The following is a 15,226-nucleotide window of genomic DNA, read 5'->3' as shown; positions in this document are numbered from 1 at the left end:
CCCGAAAAATTCGCCCCTCCCCCTTGAGGGGGAGGCTGGGTGGGGGTGCTCCGGCGCCAGCATGGACGCGAGGCCTGTCGGCCTTGCTCCCCCACCCCAACTCCTCCCCGACGGGGAGGGGCTTAAATAAGTCATCGCCTCACGCATCCGCACGTCCGATGATCGCGATCGAGGACACATTCTGGTTGGGCATCCCGCCGAGATTATGCGACAGCGCGAACACCGGATTGTCCTGCCGCTGCCGCTCGCCCGCGCGGCCGAGGATTTGCAGGTAATTCTCGTAGATCATCCTGAGGCCCGACGCGCCGATCGGATGGCCGAAACATTTCAGCCCGCCGTCGATCTGGCACGGAATCCCCCCGTCGGCGTCGTAGAAACCGTCGAGCACGTCGCGCCAGCCCTCGCCTTCCTTCGAGATGTGCAGATCCTCCATCGTCACCAGCTCGGTGATCGAAAAACAGTCGTGGACCTCGATCAGGCTGAGCTGCGAGCGCGGATCGGTGATCCCCGCCTCGTCATAGGCCTTGGTCGCCGCGATGCGCGTGGTGTGGAAATAGCTGCCGTTCCACCCCGACGCCTGCATCTCCCACCCGTTCGATGTCGCAAGCTGGAGCGCCTTCACCGTCACGATGTCGGTCTTGCCCAGGCTGCGCGCGATCTCCGGCGTGGTGACGATCGCGCAGGCGGCGCCGTCGCTGACGCCGCAGCAATCGAACAGCCCCAGCGGCTCGGCGATCATCGGCGCGTTCAGCACCTGCTCCATCGTCACCGCTTTCTGCAGATGCGCCTTCGGGTTCTTCGCGCCGTTCGCATGGCTCTTCACCGACACATGCGCCATCGCGCGCTTGAGGTCGTCCTTGCCGACGCCGTGAACGCCGCGATAGGCGCTCGCGAGCTGCGCGAAATTGCCCGGCGCCGATCCGGTGATGCCGATCATGTCGTGCGTCGTGCCACGCGTGCGGACGGGCAGGCCGCCATAGCCGGTGTCCTTCAATTTCTCGGCGCCCATCGCGAGCGCGATGTCGCACGCGCCCGATGCGACGGCATAGACGGCGCCGCGAAAGCTTTCGGTGCCGCTCGCGCAATAATTCTCGACCTTGGTCACCCCGATGTCGGGCAGGCGCAGCGCCATGGCGAGCGGGATGCCGCTCGGCCCGATATTCTGCGCGTCGAAGGCGGCGCCGAGCCACGCGGCGTCGATCCGGCTCGGCTCGATGCCGGCATCGGCAAGCGCCTCCTCATAAGCTTCGAGCATCAGCTGGTCCTCGTCCTTGTCCCAGCGTTCGCCGAACCTGGCGCAGCCCATGCCCAATATGGCGACCTTGTCGCGGATGCCCTTGGCCATAATCCCATCCTCCAAACCGACCCTTCTCCCCTTGCGGGAGAAGGATACGAAGCCTTGCGCCGCAGGCGCTAGGCGCAGTTGGATGAGGGGGCTTGCGAGCCTCCGGCTCGCGCGGTCGCGTGCGACCGCAACCCCTCACCCAGCTTCGACTAGGCAGCAAGCTGCCAAGTCTTCGCAACCCTCTCCCGCAAGGGGAGAGGGGTAAACCTCAAAAAGCCGGTGCGGCTTTCCAGAAATAGCGGCGGAAGCCGCGGTTTTCGTCATACGCCTTGATGCGGAACATCATGCGCAGATCGGCGCCGACGTCCAGCGCGCCTTCGGGGAAATCGGTGAACTCCGCCATCATCCGCCCACCGCCGACGAAATCGATATTGCCGTAACAGCTCGGCGGGTCGGGCGAATAGGCCAGCGCGTCGGCGGTCCATGTCAGAATCTTCGCGGGCACCTCGGCGAGCGGATAATCCTCCTGCGTGCCCACCGTATGGTCGTTCGCGTTGACGCTGACCTCGGTCTTGGGGAACTGCACCGTCCCGGTCTTGGTGCAGCGCCCGCCGACGAGGCCGAGCACCGCCTTGCGATTGCGCCACAAGGCGGTCAGCGCCGTCTTGCTGTCATGTTCGGCGCGCATTCCGCGATCGAGCTGGAGCAGCCCGCGATGGAAAAGATATTTTGCGTAATTGGTCGATTCGACGCGGCGTGCGAGCCAGCCCGACAGGCCGAGCCGCGGCTTCACCGACCCGATCGCATCGGTGACTTCGAGCAGCAGCAGGTCGCAGCCCTGGCCGAAGCTGGCGAGCAGGATGCGCTGCCCCGCTTTCGCCGTTTCCAGGGCGCCCGCGAGCATGACCAGCGCATGGGCCGATCCGGCATGGCCGAGATTGGCGCCAAGCGCGTCGGCGATGGCTTCCGGCGCTATGCCGGCCTTCTTTGCCAGCATCTCGGGCACGCCCTTCACCGCGACGGGAACGAGGAAATGGTCGATCGCCGCGCCCTCGACGCCCGCTTTGCCCAGCAGCGCCGCGATGGCAGGGCTCATGATCCGCGCAAAGCCCTCGTCGCGGACCCAGCGCGCCTCCCAGTCATAGTCGTGCGCTTCGCCCGCCTCGCGGAAATGGTCGACGAAATCCATCGTCACGCTGTGGCTCGCGACCAGCCGCGCGATCGGCTGACCCGCGCCGACCACCACCGCCGCTGCGGCATCGCCGCTCGTCATCTCGCGTTCCGACGCGGGCTTGGGCGTGGCGATCTCGGCGGCGGTCACCAGCGTGGTTTCGTTTCCGCCGAGCGCCGCGAACAGCGCCGAGGTCGCCGCGCGCTGCGATCCCGCGACGTCCATCGCGCCGACCGCGTCGGGCAGGTTCAGCGCCTCCTTGACGATCCCCGCATTCTGCCGGTCGGCGAAGGGCAGGGTGGTCGAGGCGATGGTCACGCGCTGCAAAATGGCGCGGTCGATGCCGTCGAGCGCGTCGCGTGCCGCCTCAACCGCCATCGTCACGCTGTCCTCGTCCCAGTTGGCGACCGCCTTCTCGCCCTTCGCCAGCCCACCGAGGCCGGGGGCGAACCATTTGTTGGTCGCATGGATCGCGCTACGCTGAAGCCGCGCGACCGGCACATAGGCGCCATAGGCCAGGATTCCGAAATCGCTCATGCCGTCTCCGCATAGCCGTTGGTGAAGACGATCCGGTCGCGCTCGACGACGCGCGCGCGGAAGGCGAGCCGCCCGCCCGCCTCGTCCCAGATCGCCGTCTCGATCGTCTCGCCGGGATAGACCGGCGACGAAAAACGCCCGTCGATGCGCTTGAGGCGCGCCGGGTCGTTGCCGCAGCGCGCGGCCAGCAGCGCCCGCCCGATCACGCCATAGGTCGCGAGTCCGTGCAGGATCGGACCGTCGAACCCCGCGCCTCTCGCGACATCGGGATCGATGTGCAGCGGGTTGAGGTCGCCCGACAGGCGATAGATCTGCGCCTGATTCGCGGCGGTCGTCAGCGTGACGACCGCATCGGGCGCGCGCTCGGGAACCGGGTGCGGCACGGGCGCGCCCTCGCCCGATCCGCCGAAGCCGCCGTCGCCGCGCAGGAAGGTCATCGCGCGCGACGTCGCGAGATGCGTTCCCGCGCCGTCGTGGATTTCGCGCGTGACCATCGCGATCGCGCCCTTGTCGGCGCCCTTGTCGAACAGCGCTTCGATGCGCGTCGTGCCGGTGATCTCGCCCTCGACCGGCAGCGGCGCGTGGAGGATCGTCGATTGCTCGCCGTGGAGGATTTTCTGCCAGTTGGCGCCGAGCGCGGGGTCGCGCCAGATGAAGCCGGGATAGCCGAGCGTCACCGCCATCGTCGGCAGCGCCTTCAGCCCCGCTTCATAGGTGAAGTCGAGTTCGGTCGCTCCAATGCCGAGTGCATACAGGATCGTGTCGCGCCGCGTTAGCGTCTGCCGCGTGACGATGGGAGGCATGGCGAGGAGAAAGGCGGGGTCGATCGCCATCAGATCCTCCCCGGCACGGGGAGGGGGACCATGCGAAGCATGGTGGAGGGGTACGGGAGGCCGTATGCCGCGTTCGACTGCACGTGCCCCTCCACCACCCTGCGGGTGGTCCCCCTCCCCCCTTGGGAGAGGATCAGCTCAGATCGGATCATAGCCGAACACATCCCCCGACCGCTCCGCCGGGTTCGCGAAGCTCCCCCGGAACAGCCGGCAGCATCTCGTCGGCGATCGCCTGCACCGTCCAGCCCTCGTTCTTCTGCATCGAGCGGATCGGGCGCGGCTTGGAGAAAAGGAAAATCTCGTTCTTGCGCACCCCGAAGACCTGGTTGGTCACCTCCTGCGACGCGTCGCTGGCGAGAAAGGCGACGAGCGGTGCGATCTTGTCGGCGGTCATCGTCTTCATCCGCTCGATGCGCAGCGCCTCGGCCTCGTTGGTCGCGGGGATCGTCGCGATCAGGCGGCTCCACGCGAAGGGCGCGATGCAGTTGGAGCGCACCCCGGCGCGCGCCATGTCGAGCGCGATCGACTGCGACAGGCCGACGATGCCCAGCTTCGCCGCCGAATAATTGGCCTGGCCGAAATTGCCGATCAGCCCGCTGGTCGAGGTGAAGTGGATGAAGCTGCCCGACTGCTGGTCGCGGAAATAGGGTGTCGCGGCCTTCGACACGTTGAAGCAGCCATTGAGGTGGACGTCGATCACCGCGTTCCAGTCCTCATGGCTCATCTTGTGCCAGATGCGGTCGCGCAGGATGCCGGCGTTGTTCACCACCGCGTCGATCCGGCCGAAATGCGCGACGGCATCCTCGATGATGCTGGCGGCGCCCTTGGGGTTGGCGACGCTGGCGCCGTTGGCGATCGCCTTGCCGCCCGCGGCCTTGATGTCGTTCACCGTTTCCTGCGCCGGCGACAGGTCGGCGCCTTCGCCTTCGGCGCTGCCGCCCAGATCGTTGACGACGACCGACGCGCCTTCCCTGGCGCAGAGCAGCGCGATCTCGCGCCCGACGCCGCGTCCCGCGCCCGTCACCGCGACTACCTTGCCGTCCAGCATGCCCATGCGACTCTCCCTTTGCCGAATTGCGAACCGGCTAGTTGAGCTTTGCCGAATATTCAATATAAAGAATAGTGTTTTCATATTTGTGAAAGGTGATGCGTGGCGGGAGAGGTGAGATCGGTGTCACAGGCGTTCGCGGTGCTGCGGCTGCTCGCCGAGCACGCACCGCTGACCTTGTCGGACATCGGCCGGGCGCTCGGACTCGGCGCCTCCTCCTGCTTCAACCTGCTCGGCACCCTGGTGGCGGAGGGCGCGGTGGTGCGCGAGGCGCCGGGCAAGCGCTATCGCCTTGCCGACGGCTGGGCGCGCTCGGGGCTGCTGCGCGACGGCCATGCGCGGCGGATGATCGACCGGCTCCGGCCGCTGATGACGCGCTTCGCGCAGGAGCATGGGGTGACCGTCGGATTGTGGCAGATCGCCTCGCGCGACCGGCTCCAGCTTGTCGCCCACGCCGAAAGCAACGCGGTGCTGCGCATTCACCTTGCGCGGGGGCAGCGCCAGCCGCTCGGCGGTGGCGCGGTCGGGCGCGCGATCGCCGCGGCACAGGCGCCCGGCGAAGAGGAAATCGCAAGGCGCTTCGCCGCGGTACGGTGGGAAAAGCCGATGTCGTTCGCCGATTATGCGGGGCAGGTGCGACGGGCGGAGCGAATGGGTTACGCGCTTGACGAGGGGCATACCCATATCGGCATCTGGACGCTGGCGGCCGTGCTTCCGGGAAGCGGCGGCGACCATGGCCTGTCGACCAGCTTCTTTGCCGGATCGCGCAGCGGCGCCGAGGTGGCTGCGCTGGGCAGGGCGCTGGTCGAGCTGGCGAGCGGCGCGGTCCCGACCTGACGCCGTGCCCCGGCTTAAGCCCCGGCTTCCGCCAGCAGCGCCTCGGCCTCCTTGCCCTGCCAGTCGATCGCGCCGACCACGCGCCAGACCTCGCGTCCCTCGGCGTCATAGAGGATGCTCGTCGGCAGCGCGCTGTTCGCGGCATCGAGCAGGTGGTTTTCGGGGTCGAGATAGGGTTGCAGCGTCGTCAGCCCCGCCTTCTGGAACCAGGGATCGACCACGTCCGCGCCCTGCAGGTCCTGCGCGACCGCGATCACCGACAGCTTGCCGGAGCGCGCCGCCGCCAGACGGTCGAGCGTCGGCATCTCGGCGACGCACGGCACGCACCAGGTCGCCCACAGATTGACGAGCAGCGGGCGCCCGCGAAACGCCGCGAGCGTCACCGGCGCGTCGTCGGGGCCGCGAAAGGCGGCGGCGGGAGCCGGCTTGCCGGCGCTGCCGCGCATCACCTCATGCTCGAAACTCTCGATGCCGCGGCCATGCGGCGCTTGGGCTGCGGCAATATTTGCTTGATCCGCGCCCGCTTGCTCCGACTGCGCCTTTTCCCTATCGCAGCCCGCGACCGATCCGGCCAGCAACAGGGCGGGGATCGCGGCATAGAGGCTTGGAACGCGGCGGATGGCGGAATCTCCGGACAGCAACAGCATGTGGGGCGGGCGCTTCGGTGCCGGTCCCGCGGCGATCATGCAAGAGATAAACGCGTCGATCCCGGTCGATAAGCGCCTGTGGCAGGAAGATATCGCCGCCAGCCGCGCGCACGCCGCGATGATCGGCGCGGCGGGGATCATTTCCGCCGACGATGCGGCGAAGATCGACGCCGGCCTCGCGCAGATCGCGGACGAGTTCGCGGCGAACGGCGTGCCGGTCGACCTCGCGCTCGAAGACATCCACATGACCGTCGAATCGCGGCTCAAGGAGATCATCGGCGAGCCTGCCGGACGGCTCCACACCGCGCGCTCGCGCAACGACCAGGTCGCGACCGACTTCCGCCTGTGGGTCCGCACCGCCTGCGCGCGGATCGACGACGGGTTGAAGGCGATCCAGGCGGCGCTGCTCGCCCGTGCCGAAGAGCATGCAGACAGCATCATGCCGGGCTTCACCCACCTCCAGGTCGCGCAGCCGGTCACGCTCGGCCACCATCTGCTCGCCTATGTCGAGATGTTCGCCCGCGACCGTTCGCGGTTCGCCGATGCGCGGGCGCGCCTCAACGAATCGCCGCTCGGCGCCGCGGCGCTCGCGGGCACCAGCTTTCCGCTCGACCGCGATGCCACGGCTTCGGCGCTCGGTTTCGACCGGCCGATGGCGAACAGCATCGACGCGGTGTCCGACCGCGATTTCGCGCTCGAATTTTGCGCCGCGGCGGCGATCGCCGCGATCCACCTGTCGCGCCTCGCCGAAGAGATCGTGATCTGGGCGAGCCAGCCCTTCGGCTTCGTGCAATTGCCCGACGCCTGGTCGACCGGCAGCTCGATCATGCCGCAGAAGCGCAACCCCGACGCCGCCGAACTGGTGCGCGGGCGCGCCGGCCTGCTGCTCGGCGCTTTCCAGCGGCTCGCGGTGATCGTGAAGGGCCTGCCGCTCACCTATTCCAAGGACCTTCAGGACGACAAGGAGACGGTGTTTGGCGCCTTCGACGCGCTCGCGCTGTCGCTTGCGGCGATGACCGGCATGGTCGAAACGCTGACCTTTCGCACCGACCGCATGCGTGCGCTCGCCGCCTCGGGTTTCTCGACCGCGACCGACCTCGCCGACTGGCTGGTGCGCGAGGCCGGGGTACCGTTCCGCGAGGCGCACCATATCGTCGGCGCCTGCGTGAAACGATCGGAGGAGCTTGGCGTTGAACTGTCGGCGCTGCCCGCCGCAGAGGCCGCCGCGATCCACGCCGCGGTGACGCCGGAGGCGCTGGCGGCGCTCACCGTCGAGGCGTCGGTCGCCAGCCGCACCAGCTATGGCGGGACGGCGCCCGAGCGGGTAAGGCAGGCCATCGCTGCGGCCCGCGCCGCGCTGGAGGAATAGAATATGGCGAAAGCCTTCGCCCTGATCGCGTCTGCTGCCGTCTGTGTCGCCGCGCTCGGCGCGTGCGGCAAGCGCGAGGATCTGAAACCGATCGCGGGCGAGGCGCCGCCGCCGCTGCCCGTCGGTGCCCGGAAACAGCCAACCACGGAGGAACTCACGACGCCCGACGCGCAGGCCCGGCCCGCGCGCAGCGACGAACTTCTCAAACGATCGGAACGCCGCGAACCCGACGATTTCGATTTGCCCCCTCCGGGCTGAATTTCAGGACTTTTCCAATGGATCATTTTGCCTTTCGCGACGGCGTCCTCCACGCCGAAGACATTCCGTTGCCGCGCATCGCCGAGGAAATCGGTACCCCCGTCTATGTCTATTCGCGCGCGACGCTCGAACGCCACGCCCAGGTGTTCGCCGACGCGCTGAAGGATATTCCGAAGAAGCACATCGCCTTCGCGATCAAGTGCAACCCCAATCTCGGCGTGCTGCGCGTGCTCGCGCGCCAGGGTTATGGCGCCGACGTCGTGTCGGGCGGCGAGCTCGAGCGCGCGCTCGCGTCGGGCATGGCGGCGGAGGACATCGTCTTTTCGGGCGTCGGCAAGACGCGCGCCGAACTGGCGCTCGGCCTCGACCGCGGCATCGGCCAGTTCAACATCGAGCATGAGCCGGAGGGTGTCGCGCTCGCCGAAATCGCGCTGCGCAAGGAAATGACCGCCCCTGCCGTGCTGCGCGTCAATCCCGACGTCGATGCGGGCACCCACGCCAAGATCTCGACCGGCAAGGCCGAGAACAAGTTCGGCGTCGGCATCGACGTCGCGCCCGAGATTTTCGGCCGGCTCGCGGCGCTGCCGGGGCTGCAGATGCGCGGGCTGGCGCTCCATATCGGGAGCCAGCTCACCAGCCTCGATCCGCTCGAAGCGGCGTTCGAACGCGTCGGGCGGCTCGTCGCCGACCTGCGCGCCGCAGGGCACAGCATCACCCATGTCGATCTCGGCGGCGGGCTCGGCGTGCCGTACAAGTCCGGCGACAACCCGCCGAGCCCGGCCGACTATGGCGCGATGGTCGCGCGCGTGACGAAGGACTGGGATGTCACGCTGATGTTCGAGCCCGGCCGGGTGATCGCCGGCAACACCGGCGTGCTGCTGACCGAGGTGCTGTGGGTGAAGCCCGGCGCCACCAACCCCTTCGTCATCGTCGACGCCGCGATGAACGACCTCGCGCGCCCCGCGCTCTACGACGCCTGGCACGATTTCGTTGCGGTGAAGCCGACGGGCGGAAAGATGACCGCCTCGATCGTCGGTCCGGTGTGCGAGACCGGCGACACCTTCGCGCGCGACCGCGAGATCGACAGCGTCGAATCGGGCGACCTCGGGGTTTTCCGTACGGCAGGCGCCTATGGCGCGACGATGGCCTCGACCTACAACAGCCGCAGCCTGGTGCCCGAAGTGCTCGTTGACGGCGACCGCTATGTCGTCGTCGCCGACCGCATCGCCGCCGGCACGATCATGGCCGCCGAACGCGTGCCCGACTGGATCGACTGAGCATTGATCACGCCCTCCCCTTCAGCGGAGGGGCTTGTTATAGGTCGCCGTCATGCACCAACTTCCCCTCTTCCTCAACCTCGCCGGCCGCGCGGTCGTGCTGGTCGGGGAAGGGGAGGCGGCCGCGGCGAAGGCGCGGCTGATCGAACGCGCGGGCGGGCGCGTCGTGGCGGAGTGGGAGGAGGGCGCGGCGATCGCCTTTGTCGCCCTCGCCGATGACGCCGCCGCGCGCGCGGCAGCGGATGGGCTCCGGGCGCGCGGCCTGCTCGTCAATGTCGTCGATCGTCCCGGCCTTTGCGATTTCACCACCCCCGCGATCGTCGACCGCGCGCCGGTGACGATTGCCATCGGGACGGGCGGCACGTCTGCCGGGCTCGCCAAGGCGGTGCGCCAGCGCATCGAAGCCTTGCTGCCGGCGCGGCTCGGCGCGCTCGCCTCGGCGCTCCACGCGGCGCGCGGCGCGATGAAGGCGCGCTGGCCCGCCGCCGCCGACCGCCGCCGCGCGATCGATGCCGCGCTGGCGCCGGGCGGTCCGCTCGATCCGCTCGATGATGGCGCGGCGGAGCGGGCCGAACCATGGCTGACCGGCGATGCCGCGATCGGGCCGGGCCGTTTCGAAACCATCCGCCTGACCAGCGCCGACCCCGACGACCTCACCCTGCGCGCCGCGCGCCTGCTCGGCGAGGCCGACCATATCTTCCACCCTGCCGATATCCCCGCCGCCATCCTTGCCCGCGCCCGCGCCGACGCGGTGCGGCACATCGTCGAAACGCCCCCCGCCGACCCGCCAGCCGGCCTGACGCTGTGGATCGCCGGGCACGGCGGCTGAGGGGCCATCACCGATGAGGACAGCGACAATCCGGCTATGGCCGATCCGCCGCAACGACGGCCGCAACCAGCCTGGCGATGTCGAGGCGGTTCCTGTCGTCGTCATAGCCCTGACGAACGATCACCAGCTCCCGCGACGGGATCACGACGACATATTGGCCGCGGTTGCCGAAGGCGCCAAAGGCATCGGGCGGAATGCCGTCCGACTTGTTGAGGAGCCAGAAGCCCGCGCCGTAGCCGAAGGGGCCGTCGGGCTGCGGCCCGCTGGGCATCGTGACGAACCTGCGCCAGTCCTCCGGGAGCAGCCGGCGCCCTTCCCACATGCCGTCATATTGATAGAGCAGCCCGAGCCGCGCGAGATCGCGCGCCGTCGTCCAGACCTGGCTCGACAAGATATAGTCGCCGTCCATGTCATGCTCGACGAAGGTGCGCGTCATGCCGAGACGGTCGAAGAAGGCGACCGGATCGAGCGCGGGGCCGCGGCGGACCATCGCCGATTTCGCGTTGCGTTCGTCGAGCGCCTTTTGCCGCGCCGCCTTCAGCGACTGGACCGCGAGCAGCGTATCGTTGTTGGCATAGCGAAAGACGCGGCCCGGCGGGTTCAGCAGCGGCCATTGCACCGTCCACTGGCGCACCGACGCACCGCCCATATAGATGGCGTCGGTGCGGTTGCCGGCGGTGTCGCTGGTCAGGCCGCTCGCCATGCGCATCAGCTGTTCGGTGGTGATCGCCGCGCGCGGGTCGCCGGGCGCCTGCCAGTCGGCGATCGTCGCGGGCTTCGTCACGTCGATATCGCCCTCCAGCACCGCGTGGCCGATCAGCGTCGCGGCCATGGACTTGGCGACCGAGAAGGTGCGCTGCGCGGTGTGGAGATCGTGTCCGTCCTGATATTGCTCGACCTCGATCTTGCCGCGTTTGACGATCAGGAGCGCGCTGGTGCGGCCGCCGAACCGGGCGCTGTCCATCACGGAAATTTCATAGGGCGTCGGGGCGCGCGGCATGGGCGCGCGGGCGCCGGCATCGCCCAGCGGCCAGGGCCTAGCCGTCGAGATCGGGCTTGGCCGGGGCGATAATCGCCGCGCGGACGCGGCGCGGCGCCGATCGGCAGCGTCACGCAACCCGTGCGGGAGTCCCACTCCGCGACGCGCGGCGGCATGTCGTCGCGATAGCGGACGCTGACGCGCTTCGCCCTGTCATCGACGTCGGCCTTCAGCGCCCGCACGCCGGCCTCGATCTCGGGATAGAGGCCGGTGAGTTCGTCGCGTTCGATGGCATCGAGCGACTTGCCCGCGCCGTTCCACAGCGCCGAACAGGTAAAGGCGGCGCGATAGCCCGCCGCCCAGGCCAGGTTGAGATCGGCACCGGCGTCGGCGGCGTGGGCGGGCGCGGCGACGCATAACAGCGCGGGGGCGATCCGGCGCAGCATCCTCAGGGGCGCTCGCCAAACGCCAGGCGCTGCGCCTTTTTCGCCCGATCCCACCAGGCGCGGCGGATGACGTCGGCGACGCGGTCGGGATCGGCGGGACCGAAGCGGACGAGCAGCCCCGGCCAGCCTTCATAATGCGGCGTCTGCCAGAAGGTGCCGGGGTCGGTTTCGAGCAGCATGTCCTTTTCCTCGTGCGGCGCCATGACATGAAAGCTGCCCGCCTCGCGCCCCGGCGAGACGAATGCCTTGCCGTTCACCTTCGGGCAGGGCGTGCCATAGAAGGGCGCCATTTCCACGTCGGGCAGCGCGCAGGCGAAAGCCACCACATCGTTCCAGTCGTCGAATTGCGGCATCATTCCTCCTTCGGCGGCGGATATTCGATCATATCCCCGACCGGCTGCATCGGCTGGAAGCGCATGCCGGTGAGGACGAGCCTGCCGTCCCTGATATCGAGATCGAACAGCCCCTGCCCGCCGCGCGGGCAGCAATTGCCGTCGCCATCGCGCGCGACCGGAATGACGGCGAGCATTTCGCCGAAGAGGAAGTCGGCGGGGCCGCGCAGCCAATAGCCCTTGGGCAGCATTTTCGCGCCGTCGTCATACCAGCCCGACAAATCGACCTGCCGCCATGCCGCCTTGTCGCCCTCGCCCATGAACAGTGCGTCGGCATTGCCCGCCCCGCTCCCGGCGAGCGTGCCGGTGACATGGACAAGGCTGTATTCGCCGTTGCTCTCGACAAGGTCGGGGGTGCCGATCGAACCGCTGCTTTCGGCGAAGCCCGCGAGCGTGGTCTTGCCCGCCGCGTCGCGCGCGAGCAGCACGACCATCCACGCCTGCGGCCCGTCGCGCGGGGCGAGCGAGAGTTTCTGCCACAGCAGCGTCGAGCCGCGTTCGGGCACCTCGATCCGCCCGCTTGCCTCGACCCCGCAGCGACCGCCATAGTCATAGAGGCAGGTGTCGGCGATTTTCGCCACGCGGCCGGGCGCGACCGCGATCTTCTTCGCGACATCGGCTCGCTGGCATTCGGTCTCTATGCTGCCGCCGGGACAGGAAATGACGGGAGTGGCGAGGGCGGCGAGTGCGAGGGTCAGTGACATAGATGGTTCCCGGACGTGGAGCGACCCAATGGGGGATGGCTAGGGCGAAGCGGCCGGGGAGGCAAGCATGCACGGTCCGTTCGATGCGCGTCGGCCGCTCCATCGGCCGCTACGCGGCCGCCTCCTCCTTCATCGCAAGCCGATAGGGGGTCGTCAAAATCCGCTCTCCACCCCAAATCCGCCCTTCCGTCTAAGGCGCGATGGCGAGTCCGTCGCCATCCTTGCCGCCCGCGATCCGGCGCAGCACCTTTCCGCTCGCGACGTCGATCTCGGCGACTGTGTCGTGGCCGGTCTCGGCGGCGTAGAGCCGCTTCGAATCGGCGCTGAACAACAGGGTCACCTGCCGCGCCGCGTCGCCCTCCGAAACCTCGATCGTCTTCACCGGCGCGCGCGTCTCGGCGTCGAACAGGCTGATCGTGCCCGCGCCGATGTTGCTCGTCGCGATCAGCTTGCCGTCGGGGCTGGCGAGCACGCGGATCGCGACCGGATCGACCGCAAGCTCGGCGACCTTTTCGCCGCTGGCGGTGTCCCACACCGACACGCGCGGCGCGCTCAGGTCGCCGACCCACAATTCGCGCCCGCCCTTCGCCAGCGCCAGCCCCTCGGGCTTGCCGCCGACCGCCAGATCGCGCAATTTCCTCGCTTCGGTCAGGTCGAGCACGCTGACCGTGCCCGATGCGATGTTGGCCGTATAGGCGGTGCGGTTGTCGGGCGCGACGGCGATCATGTGCGTGCCCTGCTGTCCGGTCGCGATCGAGGTCAGCGCGCCGTCGGGCGCGACCACCGCGACCGACTGGCTCGCCTCGGTCGTCGCCACCAGCCGCCCGTCGGAGAGCCACACCAATCCGTGCGGGCGCTGGTTCGGGCTGAGGTCGATCGTCCGGACCCTGGCGCGCTTTGCGACATCGACGATGTCGATCGTCGTCCCGCCATAGGCGACGACCGCCGCCTGTTTTCCGTCGGGCGACACGGCAATCTCGTGGGGCATTTTGCCCGTCGGTATCCGCGCGACCTCGACCCCGGTGTCGAGCGCGATCAGGCTCAGCGTGTCTTCGCCCTTGTTGCCGATCAGCAGCGTTTCGGCGGCCACCGGCGGCACCGCGAGGAGCAGGATGGACAGGATGGCGGCGGCGGGGCGCATGGCGGGTCTCCCGATATCGGACCGTGCCACCCTATGCCATGCCGGCTCATCCGGGCAACCGCCGTTCGACGAGCGACATGGCAAGATTACGATAAGTTCACTCGCTTCCGCCGCCTCCGCTTCGCACCCTTGCCGCGCGGCCGATCCGCGCCGTCACTGCTGGGGAGCGATATATGAACCTGCCATCCATCGACATCGAGGCCATCCCGTTGCTCGACACCGCCGTCGGGCTGTTCGGCTCGCTGCTGACGCCGACAGCCTCCTCGGGGCCTTCGGTCTTCGAGGTGTCGGTCACCGTCGTGCTGATCATCTACGACTGAGCGGGCGCGGGCGCGGTTCGCCGCCGCGCCCGCCTTCGGCGTTTCGCCATGTACCGACGGTCCCGCCACGACCATTTTCCGCGCGCCGACGCGGTGCGTATCGCCGCGATCCGCAGCGGCGCGAGCGATCTTGCCGCACGCTGGAGCGTCGAGGACGCGGCGCCCATGCCGGCCTCGCCACCGCGCTCGATGCCGCAGCGGGGCTCGATCCCGAAGCGGCTGTCGCGCGGCTGGGGCCCTGGCTCGACGATCCGCGCTGGCTCGGCGTCCGGCTCGGACAGGCGCTCGCCTTGCTCGCCGCCGATCCCTTTGCGCGGCCGCCGCTCCGCATCGTCGGCGGGGGCGGCGGGCCCGGCGGGCTGATCCTCGCCGAGCGCGGCGCGATCCGCCTGTCGCTCCAGTTGCTGCCGTTCGAGGCGGCGGGTGCCGCGCCGGCGACCGCGCTCTTCGTCCCCGGCCGCGCCGCAATCCGCGTGCTGGCGGCGGGCGGCGCCAGCCTGACGCTCCACCATGTCATACTCTCTGCCGAGGAAGAGGCCTGCGCCTTCGCCGCCGCCCGTGCCGCGCCCTGCCGCAACGGTCCGCCATGCCCTCTCGCCGCCGGCGACCGGTTCGACCTCGACACCGCGCGCACCAGCTTCACCATCGCCGGCGCGACCGGCGACGTCCTGCTCCTCGAACTCGCGGTCCAGCCGCCCTCGCCGCTGCCGATGCGCGCCTATGACCTTGCCGGCGGCCGCCTCGTCCATGCCTCGGCCTCGCGCCGCGACAGCAGCTTCCGCCAGATGGCGCTCGCGCTGCTCCGCACGATGGACCGCCGCGACGCCGCACCGCTCTTCGTCGAAGCCACCCGCGCCGAGGATTTCGCCGCCCGCTGGAACGCGATGCGCGACCTCGTCGCGCTCGACCCCGCCATCGCGCAGCCGCGCCTCGCCGCCATGGCCGCGGGCGATCCCCACCCCGAGGTTCGCGCCGCCGCCGCCGCCACGCTCGCGCTCTACTCGTCCCCTCCCGCAAGCGAGTGTCGGGTCGGTCATGCCCCCGGCATGACCAAAACAGTCCGGGGGACTGTTTGCCCGACACTGGGCAGCGAGACTTGCGGACTTGTTCGCTAATCGCAGCGGGGTGGGCATCCGCACCGCTGCTCGCCCAC

The 15,226-nt window shown here is 69.2% G+C and carries 18 protein-coding genes; 8 read left to right on the top strand and 10 right to left on the bottom strand.

Annotated features, from left to right (window positions below; translation table 11 throughout):
• Positions 1–139: 139 nt before the first annotated feature.
• From N0A20_RS13180 to N0A20_RS13165, 4 genes are all read right to left on the bottom strand, one after another.
• Positions 140–1,345, bottom strand: coding sequence for an acetyl-CoA acetyltransferase (locus N0A20_RS13180; protein WP_260580816.1), 1,206 nt, complete (start codon positions 1,343–1,345; stop codon positions 140–142).
• A gap of 208 nt (positions 1,346–1,553) precedes the next feature.
• A complete protein-coding gene (locus tag N0A20_RS13175; RefSeq protein ID WP_260580815.1) occupies positions 1,554–2,993 on the bottom strand; it encodes a 3-oxoacyl-[acyl-carrier-protein] synthase III C-terminal domain-containing protein in 1,440 nt (479 codons plus the stop codon).
• The gene (locus tag N0A20_RS13170; RefSeq protein ID WP_260580814.1) at positions 2,990–3,826 is read right to left on the bottom strand and encodes a MaoC family dehydratase; all 837 of its coding nucleotides are present in this window, start codon (positions 3,824–3,826) and stop codon (positions 2,990–2,992) included. The genes N0A20_RS13175 and N0A20_RS13170 overlap by 4 nt, the downstream gene beginning before the upstream one ends.
• Before the next feature lie 148 nt (positions 3,827–3,974).
• Positions 3,975–4,880, bottom strand: coding sequence for an SDR family NAD(P)-dependent oxidoreductase (locus N0A20_RS13165; protein ID WP_312846542.1), 906 nt, complete (start codon positions 4,878–4,880; stop codon positions 3,975–3,977).
• 108 nt (positions 4,881–4,988) lie between these two features.
• Between N0A20_RS13165 and N0A20_RS13160 the strand changes: the two genes are divergently transcribed.
• Complete coding sequence (locus N0A20_RS13160; RefSeq protein ID WP_260580813.1) at positions 4,989–5,711, top strand: IclR family transcriptional regulator; 723 nt, start codon at positions 4,989–4,991, stop codon at positions 5,709–5,711.
• A gap of 14 nt (positions 5,712–5,725) precedes the next feature.
• Here the strand turns inward: N0A20_RS13160 and N0A20_RS13155 are convergent, their stop codons facing one another.
• Positions 5,726–6,358 carry a TlpA disulfide reductase family protein gene (locus N0A20_RS13155; protein ID WP_260580812.1) on the bottom strand — a complete coding sequence of 211 codons (633 nt, stop codon included), beginning with the start codon at positions 6,356–6,358 and terminating at the stop codon, positions 5,726–5,728.
• Between N0A20_RS13155 and argH the strand changes: the two genes are divergently transcribed.
• Genes argH through N0A20_RS13135 form a run of 4 tightly spaced genes read left to right on the top strand, consistent with a single transcriptional unit; the run spans position 6,330 to position 10,091 of the window.
• Complete coding sequence (argH, locus tag N0A20_RS13150; protein WP_260580811.1) at positions 6,330–7,727, top strand: argininosuccinate lyase; 1,398 nt, start codon at positions 6,330–6,332, stop codon at positions 7,725–7,727. The two genes, N0A20_RS13155 and argH, sit on opposite strands and share 29 nt — an antisense overlap.
• Before the next feature lie 3 nt (positions 7,728–7,730).
• A complete protein-coding gene (locus N0A20_RS13145; RefSeq protein ID WP_260580810.1) occupies positions 7,731–7,985 on the top strand; it encodes a hypothetical protein in 255 nt (84 codons plus the stop codon).
• Positions 7,986–8,002: 17 nt separating this feature from the next.
• Positions 8,003–9,262 (top strand): diaminopimelate decarboxylase, encoded by a 1,260-nt coding sequence (gene lysA / locus N0A20_RS13140; protein WP_260580809.1) that lies wholly within the window; start codon positions 8,003–8,005, stop codon positions 9,260–9,262.
• A 52-nt stretch (positions 9,263–9,314) separates the two neighbouring features.
• A complete protein-coding gene (locus N0A20_RS13135; RefSeq protein ID WP_260580808.1) occupies positions 9,315–10,091 on the top strand; it encodes a bifunctional precorrin-2 dehydrogenase/sirohydrochlorin ferrochelatase in 777 nt (258 codons plus the stop codon).
• A 34-nt stretch (positions 10,092–10,125) separates the two neighbouring features.
• On the opposite strand, the gene N0A20_RS13130 is transcribed toward N0A20_RS13135, so the two are convergent.
• The 5 genes from N0A20_RS13130 to N0A20_RS13110 all read right to left on the bottom strand — a co-directional run bounded on the left by N0A20_RS13130 (position 10,126) and on the right by N0A20_RS13110 (position 13,753).
• Positions 10,126–11,055: a serine hydrolase domain-containing protein gene (locus N0A20_RS13130; protein WP_260580807.1), complete on the bottom strand. Its 930-nt coding sequence runs from the start codon at positions 11,053–11,055 to the stop codon at positions 10,126–10,128.
• On the bottom strand, positions 11,055–11,516 hold the full coding sequence (locus N0A20_RS13125) for a hypothetical protein (RefSeq protein WP_260580806.1): 462 nt from the start codon (positions 11,514–11,516) through the stop codon (positions 11,055–11,057). Before N0A20_RS13125 ends, N0A20_RS13130 begins: the two co-directional genes overlap by 1 nt.
• 2 nt (positions 11,517–11,518) lie before the next feature.
• On the bottom strand, positions 11,519–11,869 hold the full coding sequence (locus tag N0A20_RS13120) for an MmcQ/YjbR family DNA-binding protein (RefSeq protein WP_260580805.1): 351 nt from the start codon (positions 11,867–11,869) through the stop codon (positions 11,519–11,521).
• Positions 11,869–12,612: a hypothetical protein gene (locus N0A20_RS13115; RefSeq protein ID WP_260580804.1), complete on the bottom strand. Its 744-nt coding sequence runs from the start codon at positions 12,610–12,612 to the stop codon at positions 11,869–11,871. Before N0A20_RS13115 ends, N0A20_RS13120 begins: the two co-directional genes overlap by 1 nt.
• A gap of 190 nt (positions 12,613–12,802) precedes the next feature.
• On the bottom strand, positions 12,803–13,753 hold the full coding sequence (locus N0A20_RS13110; RefSeq protein ID WP_260580803.1) for a YncE family protein: 951 nt from the start codon (positions 13,751–13,753) through the stop codon (positions 12,803–12,805).
• A 173-nt stretch (positions 13,754–13,926) separates the two neighbouring features.
• Here N0A20_RS13110 and N0A20_RS13105 point away from each other — a divergent pair, with 173 nt between their 5' ends.
• Genes N0A20_RS13105 through N0A20_RS13095 form a run of 3 tightly spaced genes read left to right on the top strand, consistent with a single transcriptional unit; the run spans position 13,927 to position 15,188 of the window.
• A complete protein-coding gene (locus N0A20_RS13105) occupies positions 13,927–14,073 on the top strand; it encodes a hypothetical protein (RefSeq protein ID WP_260580802.1) in 147 nt (48 codons plus the stop codon).
• A gap of 48 nt (positions 14,074–14,121) precedes the next feature.
• Positions 14,122–14,436 (top strand): hypothetical protein, encoded by a 315-nt coding sequence (locus N0A20_RS13100; protein ID WP_260580801.1) that lies wholly within the window; start codon positions 14,122–14,124, stop codon positions 14,434–14,436.
• A complete protein-coding gene (locus tag N0A20_RS13095) occupies positions 14,364–15,188 on the top strand; it encodes a HEAT repeat domain-containing protein (RefSeq protein ID WP_260580800.1) in 825 nt (274 codons plus the stop codon). The genes N0A20_RS13100 and N0A20_RS13095 overlap by 73 nt, the downstream gene beginning before the upstream one ends.
• Positions 15,189–15,226: the final 38 nt, after the last annotated feature.

It is taken from the genome of Sphingopyxis sp. PET50, assembly GCF_025244705.1.
GTDB lineage: Bacteria > Pseudomonadota > Alphaproteobacteria > Sphingomonadales > Sphingomonadaceae > Sphingopyxis.
This window is presented reverse-complemented; position numbering and strand designations above follow the sequence as displayed.